Source organism: Coprothermobacter sp. (assembly GCA_013824685.1).
GTDB lineage: Bacteria > Caldisericota > Caldisericia > Cryosericales > Cryosericaceae > Cryosericum.
The window spans coordinates 23,734-49,123 of sequence record PNOG01000024.1 but is presented as its reverse complement, the minus strand read 5'-3'; the positions used below and the strand labels follow the sequence as shown (position 1 = coordinate 49,123).

The 25,390-nt window shown below is 59.3% G+C and carries 28 protein-coding genes and 2 tRNA genes; 28 read left to right on the top strand and 2 right to left on the bottom strand.

Going from position 1 to position 25,390, the window contains the following annotated elements:
- Positions 1-46: 46 nt before the first annotated feature.
- Both argF and C0398_08060 read right to left on the bottom strand, forming a co-directional pair.
- Positions 47-982, bottom strand: coding sequence for an ornithine carbamoyltransferase (argF, locus tag C0398_08065; protein ID MBA4365933.1), 936 nt, complete (start codon positions 980-982; stop codon positions 47-49).
- Positions 983-995: 13 nt separating this feature from the next.
- Entirely contained in the window at positions 996-2,312 is a 1,317-nt protein-coding gene (locus tag C0398_08060) for a GTPase (protein MBA4365932.1), read from the bottom strand.
- Between the two features lie 234 nt (positions 2,313-2,546).
- Between C0398_08060 and C0398_08055 the strand changes: the two genes are divergently transcribed.
- The 28 genes from C0398_08055 to maf all read left to right on the top strand — a co-directional run bounded on the left by C0398_08055 (position 2,547) and on the right by maf (position 25,390).
- A complete protein-coding gene (locus tag C0398_08055) occupies positions 2,547-3,257 on the top strand; it encodes a hypothetical protein (GenBank protein MBA4365931.1) in 711 nt (236 codons plus the stop codon).
- Positions 3,254-3,916, top strand: a complete 663-nt coding sequence (gene rpe / locus C0398_08050) for a ribulose-phosphate 3-epimerase (GenBank protein ID MBA4365930.1) — start codon at positions 3,254-3,256, stop codon at positions 3,914-3,916. The genes C0398_08055 and rpe overlap by 4 nt, the downstream gene beginning before the upstream one ends.
- Positions 3,917-3,927: 11 nt before the next feature.
- A complete protein-coding gene (locus tag C0398_08045) occupies positions 3,928-4,587 on the top strand; it encodes a thiamine diphosphokinase (GenBank protein ID MBA4365929.1) in 660 nt (219 codons plus the stop codon).
- Positions 4,584-5,864, top strand: a complete 1,281-nt coding sequence (locus C0398_08040; protein MBA4365928.1) for a tyrosine--tRNA ligase — start codon at positions 4,584-4,586, stop codon at positions 5,862-5,864. Before C0398_08045 ends, C0398_08040 begins: the two co-directional genes overlap by 4 nt.
- A gap of 19 nt (positions 5,865-5,883) precedes the next feature.
- The gene (locus tag C0398_08035) at positions 5,884-6,222 is read left to right on the top strand and encodes a cupin domain-containing protein (GenBank protein ID MBA4365927.1); all 339 of its coding nucleotides are present in this window, start codon (positions 5,884-5,886) and stop codon (positions 6,220-6,222) included.
- A 317-nt stretch (positions 6,223-6,539) separates the two neighbouring features.
- Positions 6,540-7,106, top strand: a complete 567-nt coding sequence (locus C0398_08030) for a folate family ECF transporter S component (protein MBA4365926.1) — start codon at positions 6,540-6,542, stop codon at positions 7,104-7,106.
- Positions 7,087-7,704 carry a sulfite oxidase-like oxidoreductase gene (locus C0398_08025; protein ID MBA4365925.1) on the top strand — a complete coding sequence of 206 codons (618 nt, stop codon included), beginning with the start codon at positions 7,087-7,089 and terminating at the stop codon, positions 7,702-7,704. Before C0398_08030 ends, C0398_08025 begins: the two co-directional genes overlap by 20 nt.
- A gap of 71 nt (positions 7,705-7,775) precedes the next feature.
- A tRNA-Ile gene (locus C0398_08020) sits at positions 7,776-7,852 on the top strand.
- Between the two features lie 26 nt (positions 7,853-7,878).
- A tRNA-Ala gene (locus C0398_08015) sits at positions 7,879-7,954 on the top strand.
- Entirely contained in the window at positions 7,906-9,252 is a 1,347-nt protein-coding gene (gene ablA / locus C0398_08010) for a lysine 2,3-aminomutase (protein MBA4365924.1), read from the top strand. Before C0398_08015 ends, ablA begins: the two co-directional genes overlap by 49 nt.
- 5 nt (positions 9,253-9,257) lie before the next feature.
- Complete coding sequence (locus tag C0398_08005; GenBank protein ID MBA4365923.1) at positions 9,258-10,598, top strand: aspartate aminotransferase family protein; 1,341 nt, start codon at positions 9,258-9,260, stop codon at positions 10,596-10,598.
- 10 nt (positions 10,599-10,608) lie between these two features.
- Entirely contained in the window at positions 10,609-11,949 is a 1,341-nt protein-coding gene (locus C0398_08000; protein MBA4365922.1) for an aspartate aminotransferase family protein, read from the top strand.
- Positions 11,950-11,965: 16 nt separating this feature from the next.
- Positions 11,966-13,165 (top strand): acetyl-CoA C-acyltransferase, encoded by a 1,200-nt coding sequence (locus tag C0398_07995; protein MBA4365921.1) that lies wholly within the window; start codon positions 11,966-11,968, stop codon positions 13,163-13,165.
- Positions 13,166-13,183: 18 nt separating this feature from the next.
- Complete coding sequence (locus C0398_07990) at positions 13,184-13,843, top strand: succinyl-CoA--3-ketoacid-CoA transferase (protein MBA4365920.1); 660 nt, start codon at positions 13,184-13,186, stop codon at positions 13,841-13,843.
- 1 nt (position 13,844) lies between these two features.
- Positions 13,845-14,501, top strand: coding sequence for a succinyl-CoA--3-ketoacid-CoA transferase (locus C0398_07985; protein ID MBA4365919.1), 657 nt, complete (start codon positions 13,845-13,847; stop codon positions 14,499-14,501).
- A gap of 304 nt (positions 14,502-14,805) precedes the next feature.
- The gene (locus tag C0398_07980; GenBank protein MBA4365918.1) at positions 14,806-15,588 is read left to right on the top strand and encodes a hypothetical protein; all 783 of its coding nucleotides are present in this window, start codon (positions 14,806-14,808) and stop codon (positions 15,586-15,588) included.
- 203 nt (positions 15,589-15,791) lie between these two features.
- On the top strand, positions 15,792-16,133 hold the full coding sequence (locus tag C0398_07975; protein MBA4365917.1) for a hypothetical protein: 342 nt from the start codon (positions 15,792-15,794) through the stop codon (positions 16,131-16,133).
- A gap of 37 nt (positions 16,134-16,170) precedes the next feature.
- Positions 16,171-18,117, top strand: coding sequence for a methionine--tRNA ligase (locus C0398_07970; GenBank protein ID MBA4365916.1), 1,947 nt, complete (start codon positions 16,171-16,173; stop codon positions 18,115-18,117).
- The gene (locus tag C0398_07965) at positions 18,114-18,944 is read left to right on the top strand and encodes a hydrolase TatD (GenBank protein MBA4365915.1); all 831 of its coding nucleotides are present in this window, start codon (positions 18,114-18,116) and stop codon (positions 18,942-18,944) included. The genes C0398_07970 and C0398_07965 overlap by 4 nt, the downstream gene beginning before the upstream one ends.
- Positions 18,904-19,116 (top strand): ferredoxin, encoded by a 213-nt coding sequence (locus C0398_07960; protein ID MBA4365914.1) that lies wholly within the window; start codon positions 18,904-18,906, stop codon positions 19,114-19,116. The genes C0398_07965 and C0398_07960 overlap by 41 nt, the downstream gene beginning before the upstream one ends.
- Positions 19,109-20,236, top strand: a complete 1,128-nt coding sequence (locus C0398_07955) for a 2-oxoglutarate synthase subunit alpha (GenBank protein MBA4365913.1) — start codon at positions 19,109-19,111, stop codon at positions 20,234-20,236. Before C0398_07960 ends, C0398_07955 begins: the two co-directional genes overlap by 8 nt.
- Positions 20,233-21,027, top strand: a complete 795-nt coding sequence (locus C0398_07950; GenBank protein ID MBA4365912.1) for a 2-oxoglutarate ferredoxin oxidoreductase subunit beta — start codon at positions 20,233-20,235, stop codon at positions 21,025-21,027. The genes C0398_07955 and C0398_07950 overlap by 4 nt, the downstream gene beginning before the upstream one ends.
- A 1-nt stretch (position 21,028) precedes the next feature.
- Positions 21,029-21,607, top strand: coding sequence for a 2-oxoglutarate ferredoxin oxidoreductase subunit gamma (locus tag C0398_07945; GenBank protein MBA4365911.1), 579 nt, complete (start codon positions 21,029-21,031; stop codon positions 21,605-21,607).
- A 156-nt stretch (positions 21,608-21,763) separates the two neighbouring features.
- Positions 21,764-22,663, top strand: coding sequence for a hypothetical protein (locus tag C0398_07940; GenBank protein MBA4365910.1), 900 nt, complete (start codon positions 21,764-21,766; stop codon positions 22,661-22,663).
- The gene (locus C0398_07935; GenBank protein ID MBA4365909.1) at positions 22,609-23,685 is read left to right on the top strand and encodes a hypothetical protein; all 1,077 of its coding nucleotides are present in this window, start codon (positions 22,609-22,611) and stop codon (positions 23,683-23,685) included. The genes C0398_07940 and C0398_07935 overlap by 55 nt, the downstream gene beginning before the upstream one ends.
- The gene (locus C0398_07930; protein ID MBA4365908.1) at positions 23,682-24,053 is read left to right on the top strand and encodes a hypothetical protein; all 372 of its coding nucleotides are present in this window, start codon (positions 23,682-23,684) and stop codon (positions 24,051-24,053) included. The genes C0398_07935 and C0398_07930 overlap by 4 nt, the downstream gene beginning before the upstream one ends.
- A complete protein-coding gene (locus tag C0398_07925) occupies positions 24,037-24,582 on the top strand; it encodes a hypothetical protein (protein ID MBA4365907.1) in 546 nt (181 codons plus the stop codon). The genes C0398_07930 and C0398_07925 overlap by 17 nt, the downstream gene beginning before the upstream one ends.
- Positions 24,554-25,390 (top strand): septum formation protein Maf, encoded by an 837-nt coding sequence (gene maf / locus C0398_07920; protein ID MBA4365906.1) that lies wholly within the window; start codon positions 24,554-24,556, stop codon positions 25,388-25,390. The genes C0398_07925 and maf overlap by 29 nt, the downstream gene beginning before the upstream one ends.

Genomic DNA, 25,390 nt, shown 5'->3' with positions numbered 1-25,390 from the left:
GGGGTATCCCCGGCCTTTGTCAATAGTGTGTGATTCCGGACAAGCGCTAGCCGAGCAGAAGAGCCAGGACCGCCTTCTGGATATGGAGCCTGTTCTCGGCCTGGTCGAACACCACGCTCTGAGGGCCATCGATGACTGCGTCGGTGATCTCTTCGCCGCGGTGAGCCGGCAGACAGTGCAGCACGATGGCGTCTTTCTTGGCGTGTTCCATGAGATCGGCAGTAAGGGAGAAGGGACGCATGACCTTCACGCGTTCCTCATGCTCTGCTTCCTGACCCATGGAAGCCCAGACGTCGGTATACACGACGTCGACATCCTGGACCGAAACGATGGGATCGTTGGTCACGAGAACGGTACTGCCGCTCTGCTTGGCGATCTCGGTTGCGGTCCTGACAATGTCTTCCCTCGGCTCGAACCCCTTGGGTGATGCGATGGCAATGCTCATGCCAACGCGTGCGCAGCCGAGCAGCAGGGAGTTGGCGACATTGTTGCCGTCGCCGACGTACGCGAGTCTGAGGCCCTTGAGGGAGCCCTTCTTCTCGCGGATGGTCATGAGGTCCCCGAGGATCTGGCACGGATGGCTCAAGTCGGACAGGGCGTTGATGATCGGCGAATCGCTGTTGGCGGCAAGGTCGACAAGGTCCTGGTGCGCGAACACGCGTGCGACAATACCGGCCACGTAGCGCGAAAGGACATGTGCGGTGTCCGCAATGGTCTCACCCCGGTGCAGCTGCATGTCGTTCGCGTTGAGGTACAATGCGTGGGCGCCGAGTTCGAATGCTGCGACTTCGAACGACACTCTGGTGCGGGTAGAGGCTTTCTGGAAGATCATGGCAACAGACTTGCCTTCCAGGTAGTGCTCCTGCTTTCCCACCATGGAATCCATCTTCAGCTTGTCGCCAAACGAGATGATCTCGAGGATCTCCTCTTTCGAGAAGTCCTTGAGGCAGAGCAGGTCCCTTCCTTTGAGCTTGGTGGCCATAATGCCCCCCGGGTCAGATGAGCCCGAATTTCTTCAGGACGTCAACGATGGTTGGTGTGCCAATCTCCTGGAGTTCGTAGGTGACGCGGACCGACGGCTTGGAAAGCTTCAGGACGCGCAGCAGGTCGATGGGTGTGCCCATGACGACGACGTCGCACGGGGTTGCTTCGATGGTCTGACGCAGGTCTTCGATCTGCTCATCGCTGTAGCCCATGGCCGGCAGGATACTCATCTTCTGGGTATATTTCTCGAACGTGGCCTTGATGGAGCCGACCGCATAGGGATGAGGGTCGATGATCTCGGCTGCGCCGTATTTCATGGCTGCGACGTATCCGGCACCATAGTTCATCTCACCGTGCGTGAGCGTGGGGCCGTCCTCGATGACCAGGACCCGCTTGCCGCGAATCATGTCAGGGTCTGTTACAAACACGGGAGAAGCGGCCTCGATCATGATGGCCTTGGGATTCACCTTGTACATGTTCTCGCGGACCTCGGTCAATTGTGCGGGAGTAGCCGAGTCGACCTTGTTGATGACGATGACGTCTGCCTGACGGAAGTTGGTCTCGCCGGGATAGTACGTGAGTTCATTGCCGGCCCGCAGGGGATCGGCAACAGTGATCTTGAGGTCTGGAACGTAGAACGAGAAGTCGTTGTTGCCGCCGTCCCAGACAATGACGTCCGCTTCCTTCTCTGCCTTGCGAACGATCATCTCATAGTCGACGCCGGCGTAGATGACGGCGCCCATGTCGATGTGCGGCTCGTACTCCTCGCGTTCTTCGATCGTGCATTTGTACTTGTCGAGGTCGGCATAGGTCGCAAAGCGCTCACAAGCCTGGGCCACGAGGTCCCCGTAGGGCATCGGGTGGCGGATGGACACGACCTTCTTGCCGGCGGCGCGCAGGGCGCGGACGACGGCGCGGCTGGTCTGGCTCTTGCCCGATCCGGTGCGAACGGCGCAGATGGAGATGACCGGCTTGATGGACTTGACCTGGGTGCTCTTGGGACCCAGCAGGGTGAAGTCGGCGCCATCGGCAAGGACTTGTGAACCCTTGTTCATGACCTTCAGGTGGGGCTGGTCTGAGTACGCGAATACTACTTCATCGACATGAAGCTCCGCGATGAGCTTGTCGAGATCGGACTCTGGGTAGATTGGAATACCAGACGGATAGAGCTTGCCGGCCAGGGCGGCAGGATACTTCTTGTCGTCGATGCCGGGGATCTGCGTTGCCGTGAATGCTACCACTTCGTAGTCCGGGTTGTCCCGATAGACCACGTTGAAATTGTGGAAGTCTCGGCCTGCAGCTCCCATGATCAAGACTCTCTTCTTCATAAAGCCTCCTCTACAGAGAATAACGTCCAATGCCCGCTTCGGGGCGGTCTGATTTTACCGCCTTAGGCCTCGTTGTCAAATGACTTGCGCTCATTTGTGGTTGACTATTGGCGGCCGGCCATATAATGGTTCAGAAGCGTGATTGTGGACGGACTGGTTGCAGTGTGTTGGTTCGGGTCAAAGCGGCCCGGCGAGAGTTGGCAGATGGTTTGAGTCCATCCGCCTACAGGTGGAATGACAGTGAGGATACGAAACCCATATAGATATCTGGTACTGGTCGCGCTTATTGGCATCCTGGCAGCAGGTGCCGGCTGTTCGTCCAGTACTATTGTTCAGGGCATGATCCAGGCACCGGTCTTCGTGGGCGTGAGTCTTCGCGAGGCCGAGGCAAAAGCTGCGGCAGTGGGAGTGCAGGTCGAAGTGAAGTCGTCAGAGAATTCGGACACGATGCCCGTGGATTTTGTCCTCAGACAGGACCCCGAACCCCAGACCATGGTACAGAAGGGGCGCGTCATCACGGTGGTGACCAGTTCGGGACCCGTTTTCCTGACACTTCCAAACTTCGTCGGTGGAACATTTGAGGTGGCGCAGGCCTTCATTGTCGCGAACCGGCTGGTCCTGGGCGACCTCGTCGAGCAGGTCGACACGAGTCCGGTAGGGACTGTCCTGGCCCAGGTGCCTGCGGTCAACGCCGATGTCAACAGAGGGTCTGTCGTGACCCTGACGATCAGCAGAGGAACCATGGCCACCATGCCCGATCTGGTCGGGCTGTCGCTGACGGAGTCGAAGAAGCGTCTCAAAGCCCTCGGGTTCTCGGTGAGCAAGGTCATCGTCTCACCTCAGCTGACTCAACCCGCACAGCTGGTGCTGATGCAGGAACCAGCGGCCGGCGACGCCATCGAGAAAGGCGCCTGGATCGAGCTGACCGTGTCGAAAGTCCCATGATCGAAGAGCCCCGCGTCAACGTGTCCGTCTCTGTCCTGAGCACGGACTTCACAGAGCTTGGTCGTTCCCTCGAGCGGATTCGGCTGTCGGGAGCCGACGGCGTCCACCTGGATATCATGGACGGCCGGTTCGTGCCGAACATTTCGTTCGGCTCGTCGATCGCAGCCGACATCGTCAGGGCATCAGGTCTGCCATGCTGCGCCCACCTGATGATCAAGCACCCCGAGGAAGCCTTCGACGCGTTTGTCGCGGCGGGCGTGGCCGAGCTGCTCTTTCATGTGGAGGCGACGCGGTTCCCATTCCGGGCACTCCAGCTCCTTGAAGGGTCCGGCATCCGCAGGGGTGTCGCCGTCAACCCCGCGACGCAGGCAGAGTCCGTTGTTCCTCTCCTGGACAGTGTCGACACGGTGCTCCTGATGTCGGTGGAACCCGGTTTTGGGGGCCAGTCGTTTCTCACGGGGACGCTGGCGAAGGTGCGGGTGCTCCGTTCCGCCGCGGACCGGTCTGGAATACCCCTTCGGATCGCCGTTGACGGGGGAGTCGACGCCTCGAACGCAGCGGCTCTTCGCGACGCGGGCGCAGACGAACTTGTGGCAGGGACGGCATTCTTCCGGGCCGCAGACGCTCCTGCATTCGTACGGCTCCTCAAGGGTGCCTGAGGAGGGCAGCCATGTCTGCCGCGCCCACGATCGTCTTCGCCGGGGGAGACCCTGGCTCGTTCTCGTACCTGCGCACTGTTGAGTTCTCGGACGCGTTTCTGGTCGCCGTCGATCGTGGCTTGGCCGTGATGTCCGAACTTGGGCTGACCCCCGACCTGTTTGTCGGCGACGGCGACTCCGTGGTTCCCGAACTGCTGGCAGGGCTGGACAGGGAGCGCACGCGGGTGGTCATCTTGCCGGCGCACAAGGATGCCTCCGACCTCGAGGCTGCGTTTGACCTGCTGGTGACGATGGAACGGCACGGCAGCGTGCTCGTGTTGGCCGGACTCGGCGGGAGACTCGATCACTGTCTGTTCAACCTCCAGCTTGCAGCACGGCATCTCGCTGACTTCGAGGACATCACGTTCGAGGATGACCGGTGTCTGGTCAGGCCGCTTAGGGGCAGCAACGCCCTGCAGCTCCTGTCGGGAACGACCGTCTCATTTGTTCCGATGACCTCGGAAGTCGAGTTGAGCCTGACGGGATTCGCATACCCTCTGTCGCGTGCAGTCGTGCAGCAGGGGTCGACGAGAACACTGAGCAACGTCGCCTGCGGCCTCGTCCAGGAGGTTGTTGTGGAACGTGGGACAGTTGTCATGATTGCCTGGAAGGGAGAAAGCGATATTCCATGAAAGAGGTGAAAATGGAAAAGGCACAGGTGGAGCAGGAAGTACAACGTCAGCTGAGTATCCTGCGGCGTGGAACAGCGGAAATTGTCAGTGAAGAAGGCCTAGCGGCCAAGATCAGGAATTCCCTCGTTTCAGGGAAGGCGTTGCGGGTGAAGCTGGGAGCGGATCCGAGCGCGCCCGACCTGCATCTCGGGCATGCCGTCGTCCTCGACAAGTTGCGCCAGTTTCAGGACCTTGGTCACCAGGTGGTGTTCATCATCGGCGACTATACCGCCAGGATCGGGGATCCGTCCGGACGCTCCAAGACACGTCCACCCCTGACCGGGGAGCAGATCGATGCCAACGCGAAGACCTACTTCGAGCAGGTCTACCGCATTCTCGACCCGCAAAAGACGGAGGTTCGCTACAACGGCGAATGGCTGTCCAGACTGACGTTCGAGGAGATCATCCGCCTCGCTTCAGGGTTCACCATCCAGCAGATTCTGGAGCGCGACGACTTCGCCAAGCGGTACCACGGCCAGGTCCCGATCTTCTTCCATGAGTTCTTCTATCCCCTCATGCAGGGGTATGATTCAGTGGCCGTCGAGGCAGACGTTGAACTGGGTGGCACGGATCAGAAGTTCAATTTCCTTCTCGCTCGCGAATTGCAGGAACAAGTCGGCCAGGTTGCGCAGGTCGCGTTCATGATGCCCATCCTGCCGGGACTCGACGGCGTCCACAAGATGAGCAAGAGTCTGGACAACTACATTGGCATAGCAGAGAACGCCGTGGACATGTACGGCAAGTGCATGTCGATTCCGGACGAGTTGATGGAGCAGTACTTCACGCTTCTGACCGGCCTGCCCGAACCGGAGATCCAGGGTATCGTGGCAGGTATCACAGATGGCTCGGTGCATCCGATGACTGCCAAGAAGCGTCTTGCGTTCCTCGTCACTGAGCGCTTCCATGGGACAGAGGGCGCGGCGGCTGCGCAGGCCAACTTCGAGAATGTGTTCAGCAAGAGGGCTTCGAGTGCGTCTGCTGACATCGCTTATGAGGACGTCGCTCTGCCGGCCGAGTTTGCCGGCCTCCCCGAGGTTGCGGTCATTGACCTGCTGTTTGCCTTGGGGGTGGTGCCTTCGAAGTCGGAGGCCCGCCGTCTGATTCAACAGGGCGGCATCGAAGTGGAAGGGCAGCGTGTTGCCGACATTGGATTCCAGGTCAGTCTGGGTCATTCGCCCACCCACATGCGCGTTGGCAAGAAGCGGTTCCTGGCGGTCAATGTCTACCATTTGGACTAAGGAAAGGGGGATTTGAAAAATGTCAAAAGAAAAATCCTTTCCGGAGATAATTACAAATCTACCAGAAGCAGATATCCCTATCGAAGGGTTACATTCATATCTTCTTCAAGGTGAAAAACAACAGTTCGTTTTTATGAGTTTTGAAAATGATGCAGAAGTTCCTGAACATTCTCATGAAGCACAATGGGGAGTCGTTTTAGATGGTGAAATCGAATTAACCATAGACGGCAAGAAATGCATTTTTACAAATGGGGATACATACTTTATTCCTAAAGATGTCAAGCATAGTGCAAGAATTAGAAAAGGTTACAAGGATTTAACATTGTTTAACCAAAAAGATAGATATAAAGCAAAGTAGAATTGCCAAAACGGCATATAACACGGTGTTTGTGGCAAGCTTACGCTTGCCCAAATGAAAAATGGAAAGAGTAATCTTCGAAAAAGAATTAGCTAAAGTCATTAACATTAGCAAGTATTTTGGTGTGGGGAAAGTGATACTTTTTGGTTCATGTCTTGAAGAGGTAGAATCAGCACGAGATATTGATATAGCCGTAAAGGGAGGCAACCCAGAAAAGTCTATAGAGGGACGCAGCGGCGCGCCACTTGACGTGGCTGACCTTGTACGTCTGTTTGTGCTGTGTTGGTGCGCCTTGGAGGCGCACAGGAGGAGGAACAGTGAGTAACCCCGTTGAAGGGAAACCGGATCGCGCTCGCCTGGCCCTGAGAGTTCTGACATTGGACGGGCTCATGATTGGGGTGAGCATCGTTCTGACGCGTCTCATGTCACTGAACGTTCCCATCGGAGGGGGCATCGGGGCCAGGATAGGCCTCGGGCATCTCCCGATTGTGTTTACCGGCATCGTCGCAGGCCCGCTGAGCGGATTGCTGGTTGGAGCTGCTGCTGACCTGGTTGGTTTCGTCATCTGGCCTTCCGGACCCTTCATCATCTGGCAGATAACGGCAATTTCGGCTCTCAACGGTGTCATCCCCTGGGTGTTTGTAAAGCTGGGATGGCCACGGTCGCGCACCGCGCGGATATGGATAGGAGTGAGCGTCACGCGCCTGGTGCTCAATGTCGGCTGGTTGCCTCTGGTACTGCATGATGTCATAAAGCTGCCATACTGGCCCGTGGTAGCCGGTCAAGCCGCAGGCAGTGTCGTGATGATTCCAGCGACGGCGTTCTTTGTGGACTTGCTTGTGAACGTCTACCAACGTTCCGGAAATGGGCGTCTTCCAGCATAGACCTTCAGGTGGTTCAGGATTCGCTCCTCGGCCGAGTCGGCCCCGCGTTCCCCCCAACCAGTCGGTCACGACATCGTTCTACACCCTGACGGCCGAGCAGGTGCCGTTGGTGGACGTGAACAACTTCGTGTTCAGGTTCTGGGGCGAGGTGCGGCAGCCGACCGAGATGACGTGGCAGCAGCTCATGGCAGTGAAGCATACGACCCTGACGGCCGACTTCCATTGTGTCACCGGATGGTCGATGCTGGCAACCGAGTGGGGTGGAGCGCTGGTGCGTGATGTCCTTGAGGCAGCGCACGTCGAGTTGTCCGCGTCGGCTCGATTTGTCATGGCTTACTGTGTGACGGAGTTCACGACGAATCTTCCGATCGAGGCCCTGGTCGCGGACGACACGATGCTGGTCTGGAAATGGAAAGGGCTTCCCCTCACTGCCCCGCATGGCGGACCCCTCCGGCTTCTCGTGCCGTCGCTGTACGCCTGGAAGGACGCCAAGTGGGTATCCGGCTTCGAGTTCCTTGCGGAGGATCGGCCCGGGTTCTGGGAATCGCGTGGCTATCATATGCATGGGGACCCGTGGAAGGAAGAGCGCTACGGCTGAGAGCCGTTCCTGCGACTTGACAGCAGGGTGATTCCCTGTAGAATGACATGTTGGAAAAGGAAGCTGCAAGTGGGCCTCTAGCTCAGCTGGTTAGAGCGCGTCCCTGATAAGGACGAGGTCTCTGGTCCGAATCCAGAGAGGCCCACCATTTTTTTCGTTCGTGTCTTCATACGTGGGGATGTGGCTCAGTTGGGAGAGCGCATGGTTTGCATCCATGAGGTCGCGGGTTCAAATCCCGCCATCTCCACCATCGAAAGGAGGAGGTGTTCCGTGTCGGGTCACAAGTACACTGACGTTCCCCTTTGGAAGAACGTGTTGCAGCAGGACTGGGATGATTGGCGCTGGCAGGTTGCCAACCGCATCCAGACAGTCGAAACACTATCCCAGGTCATCCATCTCACTGATGAGCAGAAGACCGGTGTTATCAATGCACTCTCCAGGTTCCGCATGGCTATCACACCGTATTACGCCATGCTCATCGACCAGAGCAGTCCGGATGATCCCATCTTCAAACAATGTGTTCCGAGCGCGCTCGAACTGCAGTCTGCGCCGAGCGATCTGGACGATCCCCTCTACGAGGAGGTCGATTCTCCCGTCCACGGCCTGACGCATCGTTACCCCGATCGCGTGCTCTTCCTCATTACGGACCAGTGTGGCATGTATTGCCGTCACTGCACGCGCAGGCGTCTCGCAGGCATGACTGACGGACGACGCTCCAGGAGCGAGGTCGACGCGGCAATCGGCTACATTCGTGAGCACGAGGAGGTGCGCGACGTCCTCCTGTCCGGCGGTGACGCCCTGCTCGTCGACGACGAGTTCCTTGAGTACGTCATCAGTGAGGTCCGCAAGATTCAGCACGTCGAGGTGATCCGCATCGGCACGCGTGCGCCCGTGGTTCTCCCTCAGCGCATCACGCCCGAACTCTGCGCCATGCTGCGCAAGTATCATCCCTTGTGGCTCAATACGCAGTTCGACCACCCCAACGAGGTGACGCCTGAATCGTCAAGGGCTATCGCGATGCTGGTCGACGCAGGGATCCCCGTTGGCAACCAGTCCGTCCTCCTCAAGGGGATCAACGATTGTCCCTATGTCATGAAAGAGCTCATTCAGAAACTCGTGGCTATCCGTGTCAGACCCTACTACATCTACCAGTGCGATCTGACCAGCGGTATCAGTCATTTCCGCACCTCTGTCTACAAGGGCATCGAGATCATGGAGTTCCTGCGCGGTCACACGAGCGGCTTTGCTGTGCCACAGTTCGTCGTCGACGCGCCGCACGGCGGCGGCAAGATCCCGGTCAGTCCCAATTACATTCTCTCCATGTCTCCAGACCGCATCGTGCTGCGAAACTACGAAGGCGTCATCGTGTCGTACCCCGAGCCCGAAGACACCAGGAGCCATTGTCCGGAGCCATGTCTCATCTGTGACCTACAAAAGCGCAAGGTGCCGCCCGAGGGCATCGCCAAGATCTTCACGCAAGACGCCTACGACCTGACACCGCCAGGCACGTTGCGCGAAAAGCGTCGTGAGCATTATTCAAAGGAGTGATGACAATGGCCAGGAACAACTATATCGACCTCAAGACCGCGATCCCGGGACCCAAGGGCATGGAATGGTATGCGCGTGACCGCGCCGCCATCTCGCCTTCGTACGTTCGCCCATATGTCCTCGTGACCGACCATGCTGAGGGACTGGAGGTCGTGGACGTCGACGGCAACACGTATCTGGACTTCACAGCCGGGGTCGCCGTCAACAGTACCGGTCATCGTCATCCCGAAGTCATCAAGGCCATCAAGGATCAGGCAGACAAGCTGGTGCACATGTCCGGCACGGACTTTTTCTACCCGATTCAGATTCAGCTCGCGGAGAAGATCCAGGAAATCACACCCGGCCCGACCGAAAAGATGGTCTGGTACGGCAACTCCGGAGCCGAGGCTGTCGAGGCAGGCCTGAAGCTTGCACGCTGGCACTCGAAGCGCCCGCTGGCGCTCGCGTTCTTCGGTGGATTCCACGGCCGCACCTACGGTGCTGTCACGCTGTCGGGTTCAAAGGCGAAACACCGCGAAGGATTCTCGCCCATGCTTCAGGGCGTCGTTCATGTGCCATACGCCTACTGCTACCGGTGTCCCATCGGTCTCGCGCCGAAGACATGCAGTCTCCGCTGCATCGGCATGATCGAAGAAGTCATGGAGCGCATTGCTCCCCCCTCTGATACGGCCGTCATGGTGGTCGAGCCGATCCAGGGCGAGGGCGGGTACGTCGTGCCACCGGCCGGCTACTTCCAGAAACTGCGTCAGCTCACCGAACAGCGAGGCATCCTGCTCATGGTCGATGAAGTGCAGAGCGGCATGGGCCGTACCGGCAAGATGTTCGCCATCGAGCATTGGGATACCGAGCCCGACATCATGGCCATCGCGAAGGGCGTTGCTTCGGGTCTTCCTCTGGGCATCATGGTCGCCAAGAAGAGTGTCATGGACTGGAAGCAGGGCGCCCACGGCTCGACCTTTGGAGGGAATCCGCTGAGCTGTGCTGCAGCGCTCAAGACGATCGAGCTCATCCAGAATGGGATGATGAAGAATGCGGCCGTCCAGGGCAAGTACATCATGAAGCATCTGCGCCAGATGCAGAAGCGGCACCCGCTCATGGGCGACGTGCGCGGTATGGGACTCATGATCGGCGTCGAGTTCGTGAAGGACGCCAAGAAGACCAAGGCCAAGGAAGAAAGCACTCAGCTGGTCCTCGAGGCCTTCAAACGTGGCCTGCTGCTCCTGCCCTGTGGCGAGAATTCGGTCCGCCTTTGTCCGTCGCTCAGTGTCACACAGGATCAGTGCGATGTCATGCTGGACGTCTGGGAAGAGTCTCTGGCGGCTGTCGAGAAACAGATGAACAGCTGAGGGGTGGGCGATGAAGTCTTCTGCTGAGTTCAAACAGCTCTATACAGCGAAGACACCGGCATCCCGAACACTGAGCGAGCGCGCCCAGCAGACTCTCCCGGCCGGCGTCGTCGCCAACGTCAAGTACTTCGCCCCCTACCCCCTGTTCATGCAGCGGGCAGGGGGTTCGCACTTGTGGGATGTCGATGGGAACGAGTACATCGACTACTGTCTCGCGTTTGGGCCGCTCATCCTCGGCCATGGGCATCCAGCTGTCGTCAGTGCCGTGGCAGCATCATTTGCAACATGGGGTACGACGATTTTTGGGACGCCCAACGAACTCGAGATCATCTACGCCGAGAAACTGATGTCCATGCTGCCGGTCACCGGCAAGGTACGTCTCACCAACAGTGGTTCCGAGGCGACGTACCTGGCTCTGCAGCTGGGCCGCGCGGCGACCGGCAAGCCGGCTATCGCGCGTTTCGAAGGACACTACCACGGGTGGCATTATGAGGGGGTGCTCAGCAACAGCCCACGGGCCGCAGACTACGGAGATCCAGACCGCCCAACGTCCGTGTCCGGGTCCCGCGGGACTCCTGCGTCCATCCTCGAGAACACGCTGGTGCTTCCATTCAATGACCTCGACGCGTGCAGGACACTGCTCACGGCCAATCGTGACCGCGTCGGCACCGTCATCGTCGAGCCGTCGCCTCGTGCGTTCTACCAGACAGACCCTGGGTTTCTGGCTGGGCTTCGTGCCTTGACCAGGGAGCTTGGCATGGTCCTCATTTTCGACGAGGTCATGTCCGGGTTTCGCTCTGGCCCCAGGGGAGCGGCCGGCATTGTTGGCGTCGAGCCCGACCTCATGGTCCTGGGCAAGATCATCGGGGGCGGCTTCCCCGTGGGAGCCGTGGCGGGACGGGAGGACCTTCTGGACCTGACGTCGCCCTTGTCGATTGGCGGAAGCGTCTTCCACTCCGGGACGTTCAACGGGGCAGTCCAGGTTCTTGCTGCGGGACTTGCCACGCTGGACATCCTGTCAGATGAGTCCCAGATGCGGCCATTCTATGAGGCGACCGAGGAGTTCAAGGCCGGCATCCGCCATCTGCTGACAGCCCGTCACATCCCCGGGCACGTGGCCGGCCTCGGTGCCAATTTCGGCGTCATCATGAGCGAGACGCCGATTCGCAACTACCGGGACCTGGCTCGCGAGAACGGAGCGCTGCGCGAGGCCTTCGACTTCGCGTGCCTGACCGAGGGCATCTATGTCCATCCGCACAAGCCGTTCTACACGTCGCTGGCGCACTCGGCCCAGGACTACGAGGTGACACTGCAGAAGCTCGACCAGATCTTCGCGGCGATCGGACACTGAACAGGAGGAGACAGGAATGAAGTCAGTTGTCATCACGTCCGCAGTCAGAACGCCGGTGGGCAACATGGGCGGGGTTTTCAGGGACACGCTGGCCGTCGAGTTGGCAAGAATTGTCCTGGAGGAGGCCATCAAGCGGTCAGGCATCGAGAAGTCGATCGTGGATGAGATCATCCTCGGGCAGGCAAAACAGAGCACCGATGCGCCCAACATTGCCAGAGTCGCCGCTCTCGAAGGCGGGTTTCCCGAAGAAGTCCCTGCCTATACGGTCCACAGGCAGTGTTCGTCGGGTCTGCAGGCCATCCTGAATGCCGTGTGGCAGATCCAGGCGGGGTATGGCGACGTGATCGTGGCTGGTGGCGTCGAGAGCATGAGCACGGCTCCCTACTACCTTCGCAACGCGCGCTACGGCTACAAGTCCGGGAACGGTGAGCTGCTCGATCCGAACACCGAGAGCCAGCCCAGGTCCCAGCCTGAAGAAATCTATGGCACCTTCACCATGGGCATGACGGCCGAGAATCTGGCGGACAAGTACGGGATCACCAGGGAAGAACAGGATGAATTTGCCTATGCCAGCCATGTCAGGGCCGTCGCGGCCATTGACGCCGGCCGGTTCAAGCAGGAGATCGTCCCTGTCAGCGTGCGCGTCGGGAGAGGCGAGACGGCGCTCGTCGACACCGATGAGGGCCCCAGAAGAGAGACAAGCCTTGAGAAGCTGGCAAAGCTCAACCCCGTGTTCAAGGCGGGAGGGACGGTGACGGCCGGCAACAGTTCCAGCAGAAACGACGGCGCTGCTGCTGTCGTGGTGATGTCGGAAGAGAAGGCTGCTGAGCTGGGCATCAGGCCCATGGCGAGATTTGTGGCGGCAGGCATCGCCGGCGTCAACCCCACCATCATGGGCATCGGCCCTGTACCCGCTACCCGAAAGGCCCTCGAGAGGGCTGGACTGTCGCTGGACGACATCGGCCTCATCGAGCTCAACGAAGCGTTCGCGGCGCAGAGTCTTGCTGTCGTGGGGGAGCTGGGCTTCAACCGGGAGATCCTCAACGTCAACGGTGGGGCCATTGCGCTGGGGCACCCGCTCGGCTGTTCCGGGACCCGGATAGCAGTGACACTGATCCACGAGATGCTGCGGAGAAACACCAGGTACGGGCTTGCGACCATCTGCGTTGCGGGTGGCCTCGGCGTGTCGGCGATCTTCGAGAATCTGTGCGTGTAAGAACGGGAGGTTCAGTCTATGGCTTGTGACAAGTACAGAAGCATCGAGGACGCAATTGCCATGGTCAAGCCGGGGTCGCGCGTCATGGTCGGGAGTTTTGGCCTGGCCGGATATCCCGAGGAGTTGATCGAGGCCCTTTCAGCAAGTGGAACGGGAGAGCTGACGATCATCAGCAACGACCTGGGCACGCCCGGCGTTGGTCTTGGCAAACTGCTCACCAACAACCAGATCCGGTCGTTGATCGGCACCTACTACAACTGGAATCCAGAGGTGGCGGCCGCCTACAATGAAGGCCGGATCAGCGTGAAGCTGGTCCCCCAGGGGACATTCGCAGAAGCGATCAGAGCCGCCGGCGTGGGCATCCCGGCCTTCTTCACGCCGACCGGAGCGGGGACAGAACTCGCGGCAGGCAAGGAGACCAGAGCATTCGCCGAGAGGGCGTGTATCCTGGAAGAATCCATCCATGCCGACGTGGCGCTCATCAAGGCCTACAAGGCCGACGAGCTGGGCAACCTCGTCTACTACAAGACTGCCCGCAACTTCAATCCCGTCATGGCGATGGCGGCAGACACCGTCATAGCCGAGGTCGAAGAGATCGTCCCCGTGGGGTCCCTGGACCCCGAGTGTATCGTCACGCCCCACATGTTTGTGGACGTGCTGACGATGAGGAAGAGCTGACATGCAGGCGATATCGGAACAACAGGCAAAAGAACGGATAGCTTCCGTGATCGCGCGCTACTTCGACGGGAGAGCCCAGAATGGGAGGCTCTTCATCAACCTTGGCGTCGGCATTCCGACCATGGTGGCCAACTACGTCACAAGCCCCAACATCTACGTGCAGGCCGAAAACGGGATGCTCGGCGTCGGCTGTGCGGCGCCCGAAGGCCAGATGGACCACGACCTCATCAACGCCGGCAGGACCTGTGTGACGGAGACTCCCGGATGCGTCTACCTGGACAGCGCCGCATCCTTCGGCATGATCCGCGGCGGCCATGTCGACGCCACCGTCATCGGAGCGTTCGAAGTAGATCAGAAGGGGAACATTGCCAACTGGATCATCCCCAATGGCAAGCAGCTTGGGGTCGGCGGAGCCATGGATCTCGTGACAGGAGCAAGAGAAGTCGTCATCGCCATGCAGCACACCAGCAAGAACGGCAAGCCCAAGCTGGTCAAAGAATGCACCCTCCCCATCACCGGCATCGGCGAGGCCGACATGGTCGTCACCGAGTACGCCGTGTTTGTCTTCGACAAGGGCCGCCTGATCCTCAAGGAAATGGCCCCCGAAATCACCCTCGACGAGCTTCGAGAAATAACCGACGCCGACTTCGACCTGTAACAGGTGTAACAGGGTGTAACAGGGGACAGTCGTAGTTGTTGTAACACCGTCGCATGAGGGCAGGGTTGCAGATCGTCGAGCATCTTGGTGGCCAGCTGGGCTCTAGTGTGCCCAAAGGACCGACGCAGCGTCTCGGCAAATGGTTGAGGGCGGCTATCGAATGAAAATCGTAGGGGGGTGAACGCGCTATGTGTGACGCGAAACATCTGAATGTCGTTCTACTCGGCAAGGCTGCTACTCAGAAAGAAGTCCAGGAGACTACTGCCGACATGGAAGGCTGTCCGTGGGCCGGGGGGATGCTGACATGCCGCGCATAGCACGAGCAGTCGTGCCCGACGGGTTCTATCATGTGACGGCTCGCGGCAACGGCGACGACATGATCTTTGCCACAGACGCGGACAAGCACGCGCTGCTGGACCTTCTGGGCACGACGACGACGCGAGAGAAGTGGGAGGTCGCGGCGTACTGTGTCATGGACAATCACTATCATCTTGTCGTACGGACACCCCTCGCGAATCTGTCTCAGGGCATGCACGCGATGAATGGCTCGTATGGCGAGATGTACAACCATCACTACGACCATCGTGGCCATGTGTTTCAAGGAAGGTTCTTCTCGGTCCCGTTTGCCTCAGACAGCCACCTGCTCGAGGCCTGCCGCTACACGGTCCTGAACCCGGTGAGAGCCGGACTGGTAGCCTCGCCCAGCGACTGGCAGTGGAGCAGCTATGCTGCAAGTGCACTTGGCAGGCGCGGACTCGTGCCCGTCGCTGACCAGATGTTGCTGTCGATGCTAGACAGTCATGGAGAGAACGAATCCCGACAGGCCTACCGCGACTTTGTCCGGGCAGGCCTCGGCGCGGAGAAGCCACACTTTCTGCTACCGCGCCGCACAGGAAGGCAACCCGTCGTCCACGATGCTCCTAATGGGCCGTCGTCACGCAGTCTGAGCCCAGACGAGCTGACAGCCGAGATCCTACGCTTGCGAAACGAGGGGAGAACGCTGCGGGAGATAGCCGAGCGGTTGGATGTCAGTGCCATGACAATCGGGCGGTATTTGAAGCGGCGGAGTACTCCCCGCAATCTGTAACATTTGTCGCGAAACCAGCTGCGTTCCCTGTTACAACAACTACGGCTGTCCCCTGTTACACATGTTACAACAACTACGGCTGTCCCCTGTTACAAACCAGGCAATGCGCTTCGTTGCACAAAACCCTTTTGCACGTATCATGTTCAGTGTTCAGACGTGTGTTTCCGACCACATTTCGAGAGACAGAAAGGCTGGTGATCGTGATGCTAGAGACGTTAGACAGACTCAAGTCTTCTTCGGGGGTTCTCGCCGTCATTCTGACCGATCTCGACGGCGCCATCCTGTACACGGCCTCAGACATGGACATCGCTCCCCCCCTCGTGCGCGGCATGATTTTGTCCTTTGCGGGATACATGCAGCAGATTGTCACCCAGCTCGACATGGGCAAGCTGACCGAGGTGGATGTGGAGACGACGACCGGGCGCATCATGGTGGTACGGACGAAGGACAGTGTCCTTTCCATCCTCACCACCAGGCAAAGCAACCTCGGCATCATCAGAATTGCCATGGGCCGCGCTCTCAAGGATCTCTCGGAGTCTGCCTGAGCGACGCGCCACACCCGACATAGCAGGAGGAGTTGCCATGGATCGATACTTTCTGACCACGGCCATCTACTACATCAACGATAAGCCGCACCTTGGTTCGGTGTCTGAGACTATTGCGGCTGACTTCATCGCGCGGTATCAGCGGAAGCTGGGAAAAGAGGTCCTGTTCTCGACGGGGACAGATGAGCACTCGCAGAAAGTCGAGCGAACGGCACTGGCGATGGGACAACCCGTGGAACAGTACACCGCGACGGCTGCCGCATCCTGGAAAGCCCTCTTCGACAGGCTGGGCATCAGCTACTCCCGATTCATCCGGACGACTGATGCAGACCACATGAAGGTCGTGCAGGAGATGTTCCAGAAACTCTTCGACCAGGGAGACATCTACAAGGGATCGTACGACGGCTGGTACTGCCTCAAGGACGAGGCGTTCCTGCTCGAGTCAGACCTCGTGGAAGGCAAGTGCCCCCATTGCGGCCTTGAAGTGCAGCACGTCTCCGAAGTCAACTACTTTTTCCGCCTCTCCAAGTATCAGGACGCCCTGCTTGCCTGGTACGAGCAGCACCCGGACTTCGTGCAGCCCCAGATGCGCTACAACGAGCTGGTCAACGTCATCAGGGGCGGCCTGCGGGACGTCTCCGTGTCCCGGTCGACCGTGAAGTGGGGAGTCCCCATTCCCTTCGACACCGACCAGACCGTCTACGTCTGGTTTGACGCCCTGATCAACTATGCGACAGTAGCCGGCTACGGAACGGAGCGGTTTGCGACCGACTGGCCGGCCGACCTCCATCTGATCGGCAAGGACATCACACGGTTTCACGGTATCATCTGGCCGGCCATGCTGATGGCGCTCGGCATTCCACTGCCACGGCATATCTTTGCCCACGGTTTCTGGAACTTCGAGGGTGAGAAGATGTCGAAGTCGCTCGGCAATGTCGTCGACCCGGCTGCTCTCATCGAGAACCTGAGCAGCCTCATCGGGATCGACGAGCCAATAGCTGTGGACGCCCTGCGGTACTACCTGTGCAGGGAAGGAACCTACGGGCTCGACGTCGACTTCTCCAGCCAGCGCCTCCTGCTTCGCTTCAACACGGACCTCGCGAATGACTTGGGCAACCTGCTGAACAGGACGTTGAACATGTTCGCCAAGTTTCGACCCCAGATCGAAGGCCAGCCGCTGGAGCCGAAAGCCGCTCTGTCGGAGCTGTTTTCGACGACTCTTTCCGCCGTGAGCGCCGACTACGACAGCCTGCAGTTTTCTGCGGGACTCGAGAAAACATGGATGCTGGTCAACGTGCTCAACAAGATGATCGAAGACGACAAACCGTGGGTGCTGGCCAAAGCCGGTGACGCTGCTGGACTGGCAACTCATCTGACGACGCTTCTGACAGGTCTCTGGTACGTTGCAAACCTTGTGGAGCCGTGCATGCCGACCGTCTCAGACCGACTGCTGGAGGCAATCCGGAGGCCGCAGGCTGCCTGGCGTGACCTTGCATGGCGGGGACCTGGCCCAGAACTCCCCGAGGCAAGCTCGACCGTGCTGTTCCCCCGTGTCCAGCCTGACCAGCTGGACGAGTTTCTGGCAGCCCAGACTGCCCGCAAGACTGGTTCTGCAACGGTCACTGCTGCAACTCCTCCACCTGTTTCCGCCCCCGATTCCGGCCTGATCACGATCGACGACGTCGCCAAGGTGCAGCTGCGCGTCGCCACGATCCTGGAAGGCGAACGGGTGCCCGAGACCGACAAGCTGCTCAAGCTGCGCGTCAAGGTCGGCAGCGAAGAGCGTACGATTGTGGCAGGCATCGGCAAGCACTATGATCCGGCTCTGCTGGTCGGCAAACAGATCGTGATCATCGCAAACCTCCAGCCACGCAAACTCAAAGGCATAACCTCGCAGGGTATGCTCCTCGCGGCTTCGGCCGGAGACGAGATGGCTCTGCTGACCCCGATGGCGGTCCTGCCGGACGGAGCGGAGATCCATTGACCGAGCCCTCCTACATCGACACACACGCCCATGTCCAGATGGCCGAGTTCGACGACGACCGGAAGGATGTCCTGCGGCGATGCCGGGAGAGCGGCGTCCGCTGGATCGTCTGTCCGGGCGTCGACTTGGCCACGTCGGACCTCGCCGGGCGCCTCGCGCAACAGGAGTCCGGCGTCCTTGCGGCCATCGGAGTCCACCCCGAGGACTGTGCCGACGCACCGCCAGACTACCTGGCCCAGCTGAGCGCCTTGTTTGCCCGGTACAGCGAGAAGACAGTCGCCATCGGGGAGATTGGACTGGATTTCAAGGAGGGCACTCCCGACCACATGGTACAGATGCGTTTCTTCGAGGAGCAATTGCAGCTGGCTGCCGACATGAGGCTCCCCGTCATCGTGCACTCGCGCTTCGCCGAGGCTGAATCCTTGAGTGTCATCTCACATTTTGCCGGATCGCGCGGGGTGATGCACTGCTTTGGAGGAACACCGGCGGACGTCGAGCAAACCGTGGGTATGGGGTTGTGTGTCTCCTTCACCGGCAACCTCACCTACCCAGGGGCGGGAGCGACGCGTGAGGCTCTGAAGGCTTGCCCACTGGAGCGCCTGCTGCTCGAAACCGACGCACCGTATATGCCGCCGGTACCGATGCGAGGAACGCGGAACGAGCCTGCATTTGTTGTTCACACCTATCGCGCAGTGGCCTCACTTCTGGACACGGACCTGCTCGTTCTGAGCCAGCGCATTGAGCAGACTGCTCGAGAACTGTTCAACTACCACGAGGGGAGGGAACATGCCAGAGAAAAAAGCATTCAAGATCACGCACAACCGTAAGTGGTGCAAGGACTGCGGCATCTGCGTCGCCGTGTGCCCGAAGAAGGTCTATGAGATAGACCGGAGTGACCAGCACGCGATCGTCAACCCGCAGGACTGCATCGGCTGTCAGATGTGTGTCGAGCACTGTCCCGACTTCGCGCTCACGGTGGAGGAGGTCAAGGATGAGTGAAAAGATGCTTCTGATGCAAGGCAACGAAGCTGTCGCCGAGGGCGCGATTGCCGCAGGTGTACGATTCTACGCCGGATACCCTATCACACCATCTTCCGAAGTCGCCGAGATCATGGCCAAGCGCATGCCAGAGGTAGGCGGCACCTTCATCCAGATGGAGGACGAAATCGCGAGCATCATGGCGATCGTCGGTGCATCGCTGGCCGGAAAAAAAGTACTAACCGCGACATCCGGGCCCGGGTTCTCGCTGATGCAGGAAGGTCTCGGCTACGCATGCATGGTCGAGGCACCCATCGTGATTCTGGACTCCATGAGATATGGGCCTTCGACAGGCATGGCAACGAAAGTCTCACAGATGGATCTCATGCAAACACGCTGGGGAACTCACGGCGACCATTGGGTGATTGTCCTTTCCCCCTCCAGTGTCGAGGAATCCTACCAGTTGACCATACGCGCGGTCAACTTGGCCGAGAAGTACAGGAACCCCGTCATTGTCCTGTCCGACGAGACCATCTCTCATTTGCGTGAACCCATCGACATCAGCATCCCGCCGGCCCTTGTCGAGCGCAGACTCCCGACCGAAAAGGCAGGATACCTTCCCTACAGGACAGACGAGTCACTGGTCCCGACGGTCGCCAACGTTGGCACCGGCTTCCGTACCAGCTGCACGGGCCTTGTGCACGGTGAATCCGGCTTCCAGACCGCAAATGGTCATGTGGCAGAGGCCCTTGTCGAGCGTCTGCGCGACAAGCTCTTCAACAACCTCGACGACATCATCCAGTTCGAGACCGACCGCGTCGAGGACGCCGACGTCCTGTTCATGAGCTTCGGCATCACCGCCCGCGGAGTAAGCGAGGCAGTCGAAACGCTTCGTTCTCATGGACGGAAGGCCGGGTCGCTTCGGTTCATCACGCTGTTCCCGTTCGACGACGACCGTGTCCGCAAGGCTGCCGGCAATGCCAGGACAATCGTTGTCCCCGAGCTCAATTCCGGTCAACTCGTCCTTCTCGTCAAGAGAGTGTTCGGAGACTCCCGGAAGGTCGTGCCCATGAACAAGATCAATGGCGACCTGATCAGCCCGCAGGAGATCCTCAACTTCCTCCGGGAGGAGAACCTATGAGACTCGATTTTCTCCGAAGCGAACGACTGCCCAACATCTGGTGCCCCGGTTGCGGGAACGGCATTGTCCTCCGTGCGCTCCTGGAGGCAATCGATCAGCTGCAACTGGATCCCGACAAGGTTGTCCTCGTATCGGGCATCGGCTGCTCTTCACGTGCCCCGGCATATACTGCTTTCGATAATGTGCACACCCTCCATGGCCGCGCCATTCCAGTCGCGACGGGCATCAAACTGGCCAATCCGGACCTCACGGTCATCGTGGTCACCGGCGACGGCGACAGCTCGGCAATCGGCGGCAACCATCTGATCCATGCCGCACGCCGGGACGTCGATATTACGGTTGTGGTGTTCAACAACTACAACTACGGGATGACCGGCGGGCAGGCATCGCCTCTCACGCCGACCTCGTCGATCACGACGACGACCCCGAACGGCATGCTGGATCGACCATTCGACCTTGTGAAGCTGGCAGCCGGAGCCGGTGCGACGTATGTTGCCCGTTCTGGCATCTATTTCGCAAAACATCTTGTCGACCACCTCAAGAAGGCCATCGCCCATGACGGCTTCTCTCTTGTCGACGCTGTCGCCCAATGTCCTACATACTTTGGACGGTTCAACAAGAAGGGCAGCGCAGGACAGATGGTCACATCGCAGAAGGACTGGATGGCCCTCAAGAGCGTGGCCGAGAAGAGGACTCCCGAAGAACTGGCGGGAAAAGTCATCATCGGTGAATTCGTGAATATCGAGCGCCATGCGCCGGTGAGCGCGGCTGCGCCCAAGGAGCAGGCCTGACATGGGAAACGACAACCGTTTCGAACTCCGCATGACCGGCAGCGGCGGGCAAGGACTCATCCTGGGTTCCATCATCCTCGCGGAGGCCGCCATCATGGAAGGCAAGACCGTCACACAGAGTCAGGTCTATGGCGCGGAAGCGCGCGGCGGAACGACCAAGGCCGAACTCGTCATCTCGAACAAGCATATCGCCTATCCCAAGGTCACCGATCCAGATCTGCTCGCAGCAATGACCAACGAGGGCCTCAAGCAGTACGGCGGAGGGATCAGCCGGAAGACCAGGGTCGTCATCGATTCATCCGTGATGTCTGTCCCCGACTTCCTGGACGAGGAGAACTGCCGGGGCCTGCTGGCCCTTCCCATACGCAGCACCCTCATCAGTAGGCTGGAGTCCGAGCTTGGACTCAACATCGTCCTTCTCGGCATCATTGAGGGTCTGACGGCCATCGTGGACGTCGAGACACTCCGCAAGGCAGTCGCGATGCACGTCAAGAAGCAGTTCCTCGACCTCAACATGAAGGCACTGGATCTTGGCATGGAAATGGTCGAGGCTCAAGCCAGGGCCGGCATACGCATCTGAGGGCTGCATCGCCGGCCTGGGGTCTCTGTGATTGCCATGTGCGCCTCACATTTGTCACAAAGGACACCGCCACGGTGTCCTTTGTGACGTTCCAGTGCCCCTGCCCGCACGCGGCCACAAGCCAGAAATGCGATTCCACTGCACTCCCGAGGAATCATGAAGTTTGACAGGTTTTCCAGTCCTCTCGGGCAGCCATACGTTGCCGAGATCGAGGATGTGCCGCTCTATCACTATCTGCCGGGCGATTCGGTGCTCGTCCTGGAGGTGCCTGGATGCCCCCTGCGGTGCCCGTACTGTGACCGCCCGCTGCTGGCGCGCTCACAGGACTGGTCGCCCTACGACCCTGCCAGGCTCGCCGCCGCGGTGGAGAGCCTCGGGAGCCAGCCCGGGTTTGCCGGCGTGGCCTGGAGTGGTGGTGAACCCTCGCTGCACTGGGACAATGTTGTCGAGTGCTCCCGAAAAGTTCACCAGGCGGGCAAGAAGGTCGTCCTCGCAACGAACGGCGGGGTGACGGCGGAGCTTCTCCGCGACTCACCCGAAACGGTAGATGCTCTCCTTGTCAGGTTCAAGGGCTTTTCCGACGAAACGTATCGGACGCTGGGAAGTCCGGCCGGGCTCCTGGAGAACAGTCGAGCTCTTGTAGAACGTGCCATCGACGCGGGGATCCACGTCGAACTCATGCTCGATATTGCACGGGACACTCCGGCCCAGGGACAGGAGTTCTCTGCCATGCTCGCGTGGATTGCCCAGGACCTTCGCAGGGGAATCCCTCTCCACCTCAGGGCAATCGCCCCCGAGCATGGTTTCGCAATTCACCATGGCCCCGTCACACCTTTTCTCGAAAACCTAGTAGAATCTGGACGAAGACAGCACGTTGGCTTCGTCTACCTGAGCAACTGCCATGGGCATTTCTTCAATAATACGATGTGTCCCAACTGCTATTCTGTCATCGTCGACCGGACGACTCGTCCACTGGACCTGTCCTTCGTTACAGACGGAATATGCGGCAACTGCGGTACGGACGTTGGATTGACACTCGACAAGGAGACACCTTGAGAAAGGCGATTGCCCCGATTGTGGCACTGATCGTCATCGGAGCAGGACTGGCGACGTTCTTCGCCCTGCGCACATCACCTGAGCCGGTTACGTCCACATACTTTCTCATGGACACGGTCCTCACCGTCAAGACCACCGGAGGCGATGCCGCCGCGATCAACGAGCATCTCCATGCTCTGGCATCCGGCGTCGACAGCTTGACCAGCTACTACAAGTCCGGGTCCGAGACGGTTCGCGTGAATACGGCCGCCGGCAAAGGACCGGTGTCCGTCTCACCGGAATATGCAACGCTCCTGAAAGCCGCCATAGCCGTGGAAACCATCGACCATGGTAGGACGTTTGACATAGCGATCTCGCCCGTCTCATCGCTCTGGGGCTTCTCGACCAAGGATTTCAGAGTCCCTGCTGCCAAGGAGATATCGGATACGCTCGCCTATTCTCACTCAGATCAGCTGACGCTCTCCGACACCACCGTGCAGATTCGAGACTCCCGGGCCCGCATCGACCTGGGCGGTATTGCCAAGGGCTACTCGCTGGACGTCATGGAGGAATACCTCCACACCGTCAAACCCCAGCCCCGACAGGTGATCGTCGATTTCGGCGGCAACCTCCTGCTGTATAGCGGCGGTCGAAAGCACGACTGGAAGATCGGCATTCGCGATCCGCGTGGCCAGGGGATCATCGGCTACGTTCAATCAGGGGATGCCTTTGTGGCTACGTCCGGAGACTATGAGCGGTACTTCGAGCGGGATGGCACAAGATACTGTCACATCATCGACCCATCGACGGGATACCCGGGGACCCTCAATCAGAGCGTCACGGTCATCACAGACATAGAATCCATGCACGGAGCCGTCGGTGATGCTCTGGGCAAAGTTTTCTTCTGCTCAACAGCCGAGACTCAGCGTTCGCTCTTCCCAGCGGCCCAGAACCAGGGGGCCGTCGGCATTGTCATCGTCGACGCTGCTGGAACACGGTCCACACTTGGGCCGATTACCTTCGTGCCCACAACTGCTCAATGAAGCGGAGTGATCGAATCACCGCGGTAGTCATCCTCACCGCCATGGCACTTGTCGTTGTCTTCTGGATCGTCACGCACCGTACACGCGGCACCGTGGCAACTATCCGCGTGGACGGCCAGGTCGTCGCGACGGTCGATCTAATGTCACGCGAACCCCAAACGCTGCACATAACGGGTGTGCTGGGGCCACTCGTGATCGCAACTGATGGAAAGGGCTCCATCCGAGTCACGGAATCGACGTGTACGGACCACATCTGCGTGCATACCGTTCCGGCCCGGAGCCCCGGCGACCAGATCATCTGTGTACCCAACCGCATGGTCATCACCATCGAACGAAAAGGGACCGGCATCGATGCTCTCGCCCAATAGGAAGAGCTGTACGACGCGGGATACCCTGCGATTTGCGTTGCTAGCCGCCGTTGCGATCGTCATCAACTACTTCGACCCTCCACTGTCGTTCCTGCCGGGCGCCAAGCTGGGACTGTCTCAGATAAGCACAATGCTGTGTCTGGAGATGTACGGAGGCCTCGCGACTGTCGCACTCGTGGTGCTGCGAGTCCTGGCCACGGGTATCATGAAGGGGAATCTGATGACCATCACTTCGCTGCTCTCCTTCAGTGGTAGTCTCGGGGCCGTCATCGTCATGGTCATCCTGCGGAAGGCGTTCGGGAAGCATATTGGGCTGCCGACCGTGAGTACCATAGGAGGTGTCTGCAACAATGTGTCGCAATACCTGCTCTTGTTGATTACCAATACTGTGGGTACACTATGGTATTATCTGCCGGTGCTGGTGGTGGCGGGCGGAGCGGCCGGATATCTGATCGGTGGTGTGTCGCTTGCCGTTCTGACTCGACTCGACCGAGCCCTTCATGGCAGTGTACCTCTGGAGCAGCGGTGAGAAGAAAAGAACGAACGATATCGATAGCTTTTGTGATTGTGGGGGCCATCCTTGGATCCGTGCTGGGCGAAGTACTGGGCGCGTACTACCCCTTCATGCGGGCGGGTCTCCATTTTGGCGTTCCCGAATTCACCCTCCAGCTTGGTTTCATGGAGCTGCGACTGGGCTTCACGCTCAACATGAACCTGGGGACTGCGGGGCTTGCACTGCTGTTTCTCTTCTTCTCGACGCTCATATGAACCTCTATCTGGCTTCGAGTTCGCCACGCAGAGCTCACATGCTCGCCGACTGGGGTATACCGTTTCTGGTCGTGGAGACTGACACGGACGAAGTCATGCTGGACGCCGCACCCGAGGACTCTGCAGCACAAAACGCACTGGCAAAGGCAAGATCCGGAAGTGGTCGTGTGGACGCTGGGCTAGTCGTTGGCGCCGACACTGTCGTCGCCTGTGAAGGCCGCATCCTGGGAAAGCCGCTCGATGAAGCTCAAGCTCGCGATATGCTCGCGTTGCTCGAAGGGCGCGAACACCGCGTTATTACTGCCATGGCAGCTGTGCTCATGCCCGAAAGGGCGGAAGCTGCCAGAATATCCATGGCGCGCGTGTTCATGAGACGCCTGAGCGAGCATGAGCGACAGGCTTACCTGAGCAACCCCGAATATCGGGACAAGGCCGGTGCGTACGCCATCCAGGGACTGGCCGCAAGTTTCATTGAACGAACTGACGGGCCGATGGACACGATCATCGGTTTCACGATGAGTGATTTCTACGCGCTGTGTACTGAGCTGCATGTTGATGTGAGGAGGTAA

Excerpts from the sequence above, each read along its gene's own strand:
- argF (MBA4365933.1), bottom strand. The coding sequence starts at position 982 with ATGGCCACCAAGCTCAAAGGAAGGGACCTGCTCTGCCTCAAGGACTTC.
- C0398_08060 (MBA4365932.1), bottom strand. The coding sequence starts at position 2,312 with ATGAAGAAGAGAGTCTTGATCATGGGAGCTGCAGGCCGAGACTTCCAC.
- C0398_08055 (MBA4365931.1), top strand. The coding sequence starts at position 2,547 with ATGACAGTGAGGATACGAAACCCATATAGATATCTGGTACTGGTCGCG.
- rpe (MBA4365930.1), top strand. The coding sequence starts at position 3,254 with ATGATCGAAGAGCCCCGCGTCAACGTGTCCGTCTCTGTCCTGAGCACG.
- C0398_08045 (MBA4365929.1), top strand. The coding sequence starts at position 3,928 with ATGTCTGCCGCGCCCACGATCGTCTTCGCCGGGGGAGACCCTGGCTCG.
- C0398_08040 (MBA4365928.1), top strand. The coding sequence starts at position 4,584 with ATGAAAGAGGTGAAAATGGAAAAGGCACAGGTGGAGCAGGAAGTACAA.
- C0398_08035 (MBA4365927.1), top strand. The coding sequence starts at position 5,884 with ATGTCAAAAGAAAAATCCTTTCCGGAGATAATTACAAATCTACCAGAA.
- C0398_08025 (MBA4365925.1), top strand. The coding sequence starts at position 7,087 with ATGGGCGTCTTCCAGCATAGACCTTCAGGTGGTTCAGGATTCGCTCCT.
- ablA (MBA4365924.1), top strand. The coding sequence starts at position 7,906 with ATGGTTTGCATCCATGAGGTCGCGGGTTCAAATCCCGCCATCTCCACC.
- C0398_08005 (MBA4365923.1), top strand. The coding sequence starts at position 9,258 with ATGGCCAGGAACAACTATATCGACCTCAAGACCGCGATCCCGGGACCC.
- C0398_08000 (MBA4365922.1), top strand. The coding sequence starts at position 10,609 with ATGAAGTCTTCTGCTGAGTTCAAACAGCTCTATACAGCGAAGACACCG.
- C0398_07995 (MBA4365921.1), top strand. The coding sequence starts at position 11,966 with ATGAAGTCAGTTGTCATCACGTCCGCAGTCAGAACGCCGGTGGGCAAC.
- C0398_07990 (MBA4365920.1), top strand. The coding sequence starts at position 13,184 with ATGGCTTGTGACAAGTACAGAAGCATCGAGGACGCAATTGCCATGGTC.
- C0398_07985 (MBA4365919.1), top strand. The coding sequence starts at position 13,845 with ATGCAGGCGATATCGGAACAACAGGCAAAAGAACGGATAGCTTCCGTG.
- C0398_07980 (MBA4365918.1), top strand. The coding sequence starts at position 14,806 with ATGCCGCGCATAGCACGAGCAGTCGTGCCCGACGGGTTCTATCATGTG.
- C0398_07975 (MBA4365917.1), top strand. The coding sequence starts at position 15,792 with ATGCTAGAGACGTTAGACAGACTCAAGTCTTCTTCGGGGGTTCTCGCC.
- C0398_07970 (MBA4365916.1), top strand. The coding sequence starts at position 16,171 with ATGGATCGATACTTTCTGACCACGGCCATCTACTACATCAACGATAAG.
- C0398_07960 (MBA4365914.1), top strand. The coding sequence starts at position 18,904 with ATGCCAGAGAAAAAAGCATTCAAGATCACGCACAACCGTAAGTGGTGC.
- C0398_07955 (MBA4365913.1), top strand. The coding sequence starts at position 19,109 with ATGAGTGAAAAGATGCTTCTGATGCAAGGCAACGAAGCTGTCGCCGAG.
- C0398_07950 (MBA4365912.1), top strand. The coding sequence starts at position 20,233 with ATGAGACTCGATTTTCTCCGAAGCGAACGACTGCCCAACATCTGGTGC.
- C0398_07945 (MBA4365911.1), top strand. The coding sequence starts at position 21,029 with ATGGGAAACGACAACCGTTTCGAACTCCGCATGACCGGCAGCGGCGGG.
- C0398_07940 (MBA4365910.1), top strand. The coding sequence starts at position 21,764 with ATGAAGTTTGACAGGTTTTCCAGTCCTCTCGGGCAGCCATACGTTGCC.
- C0398_07935 (MBA4365909.1), top strand. The coding sequence starts at position 22,609 with ATGCGGCAACTGCGGTACGGACGTTGGATTGACACTCGACAAGGAGAC.
- C0398_07930 (MBA4365908.1), top strand. The coding sequence starts at position 23,682 with ATGAAGCGGAGTGATCGAATCACCGCGGTAGTCATCCTCACCGCCATG.
- C0398_07925 (MBA4365907.1), top strand. The coding sequence starts at position 24,037 with ATGCTCTCGCCCAATAGGAAGAGCTGTACGACGCGGGATACCCTGCGA.
- maf (MBA4365906.1), top strand. The coding sequence starts at position 24,554 with ATGGCAGTGTACCTCTGGAGCAGCGGTGAGAAGAAAAGAACGAACGAT.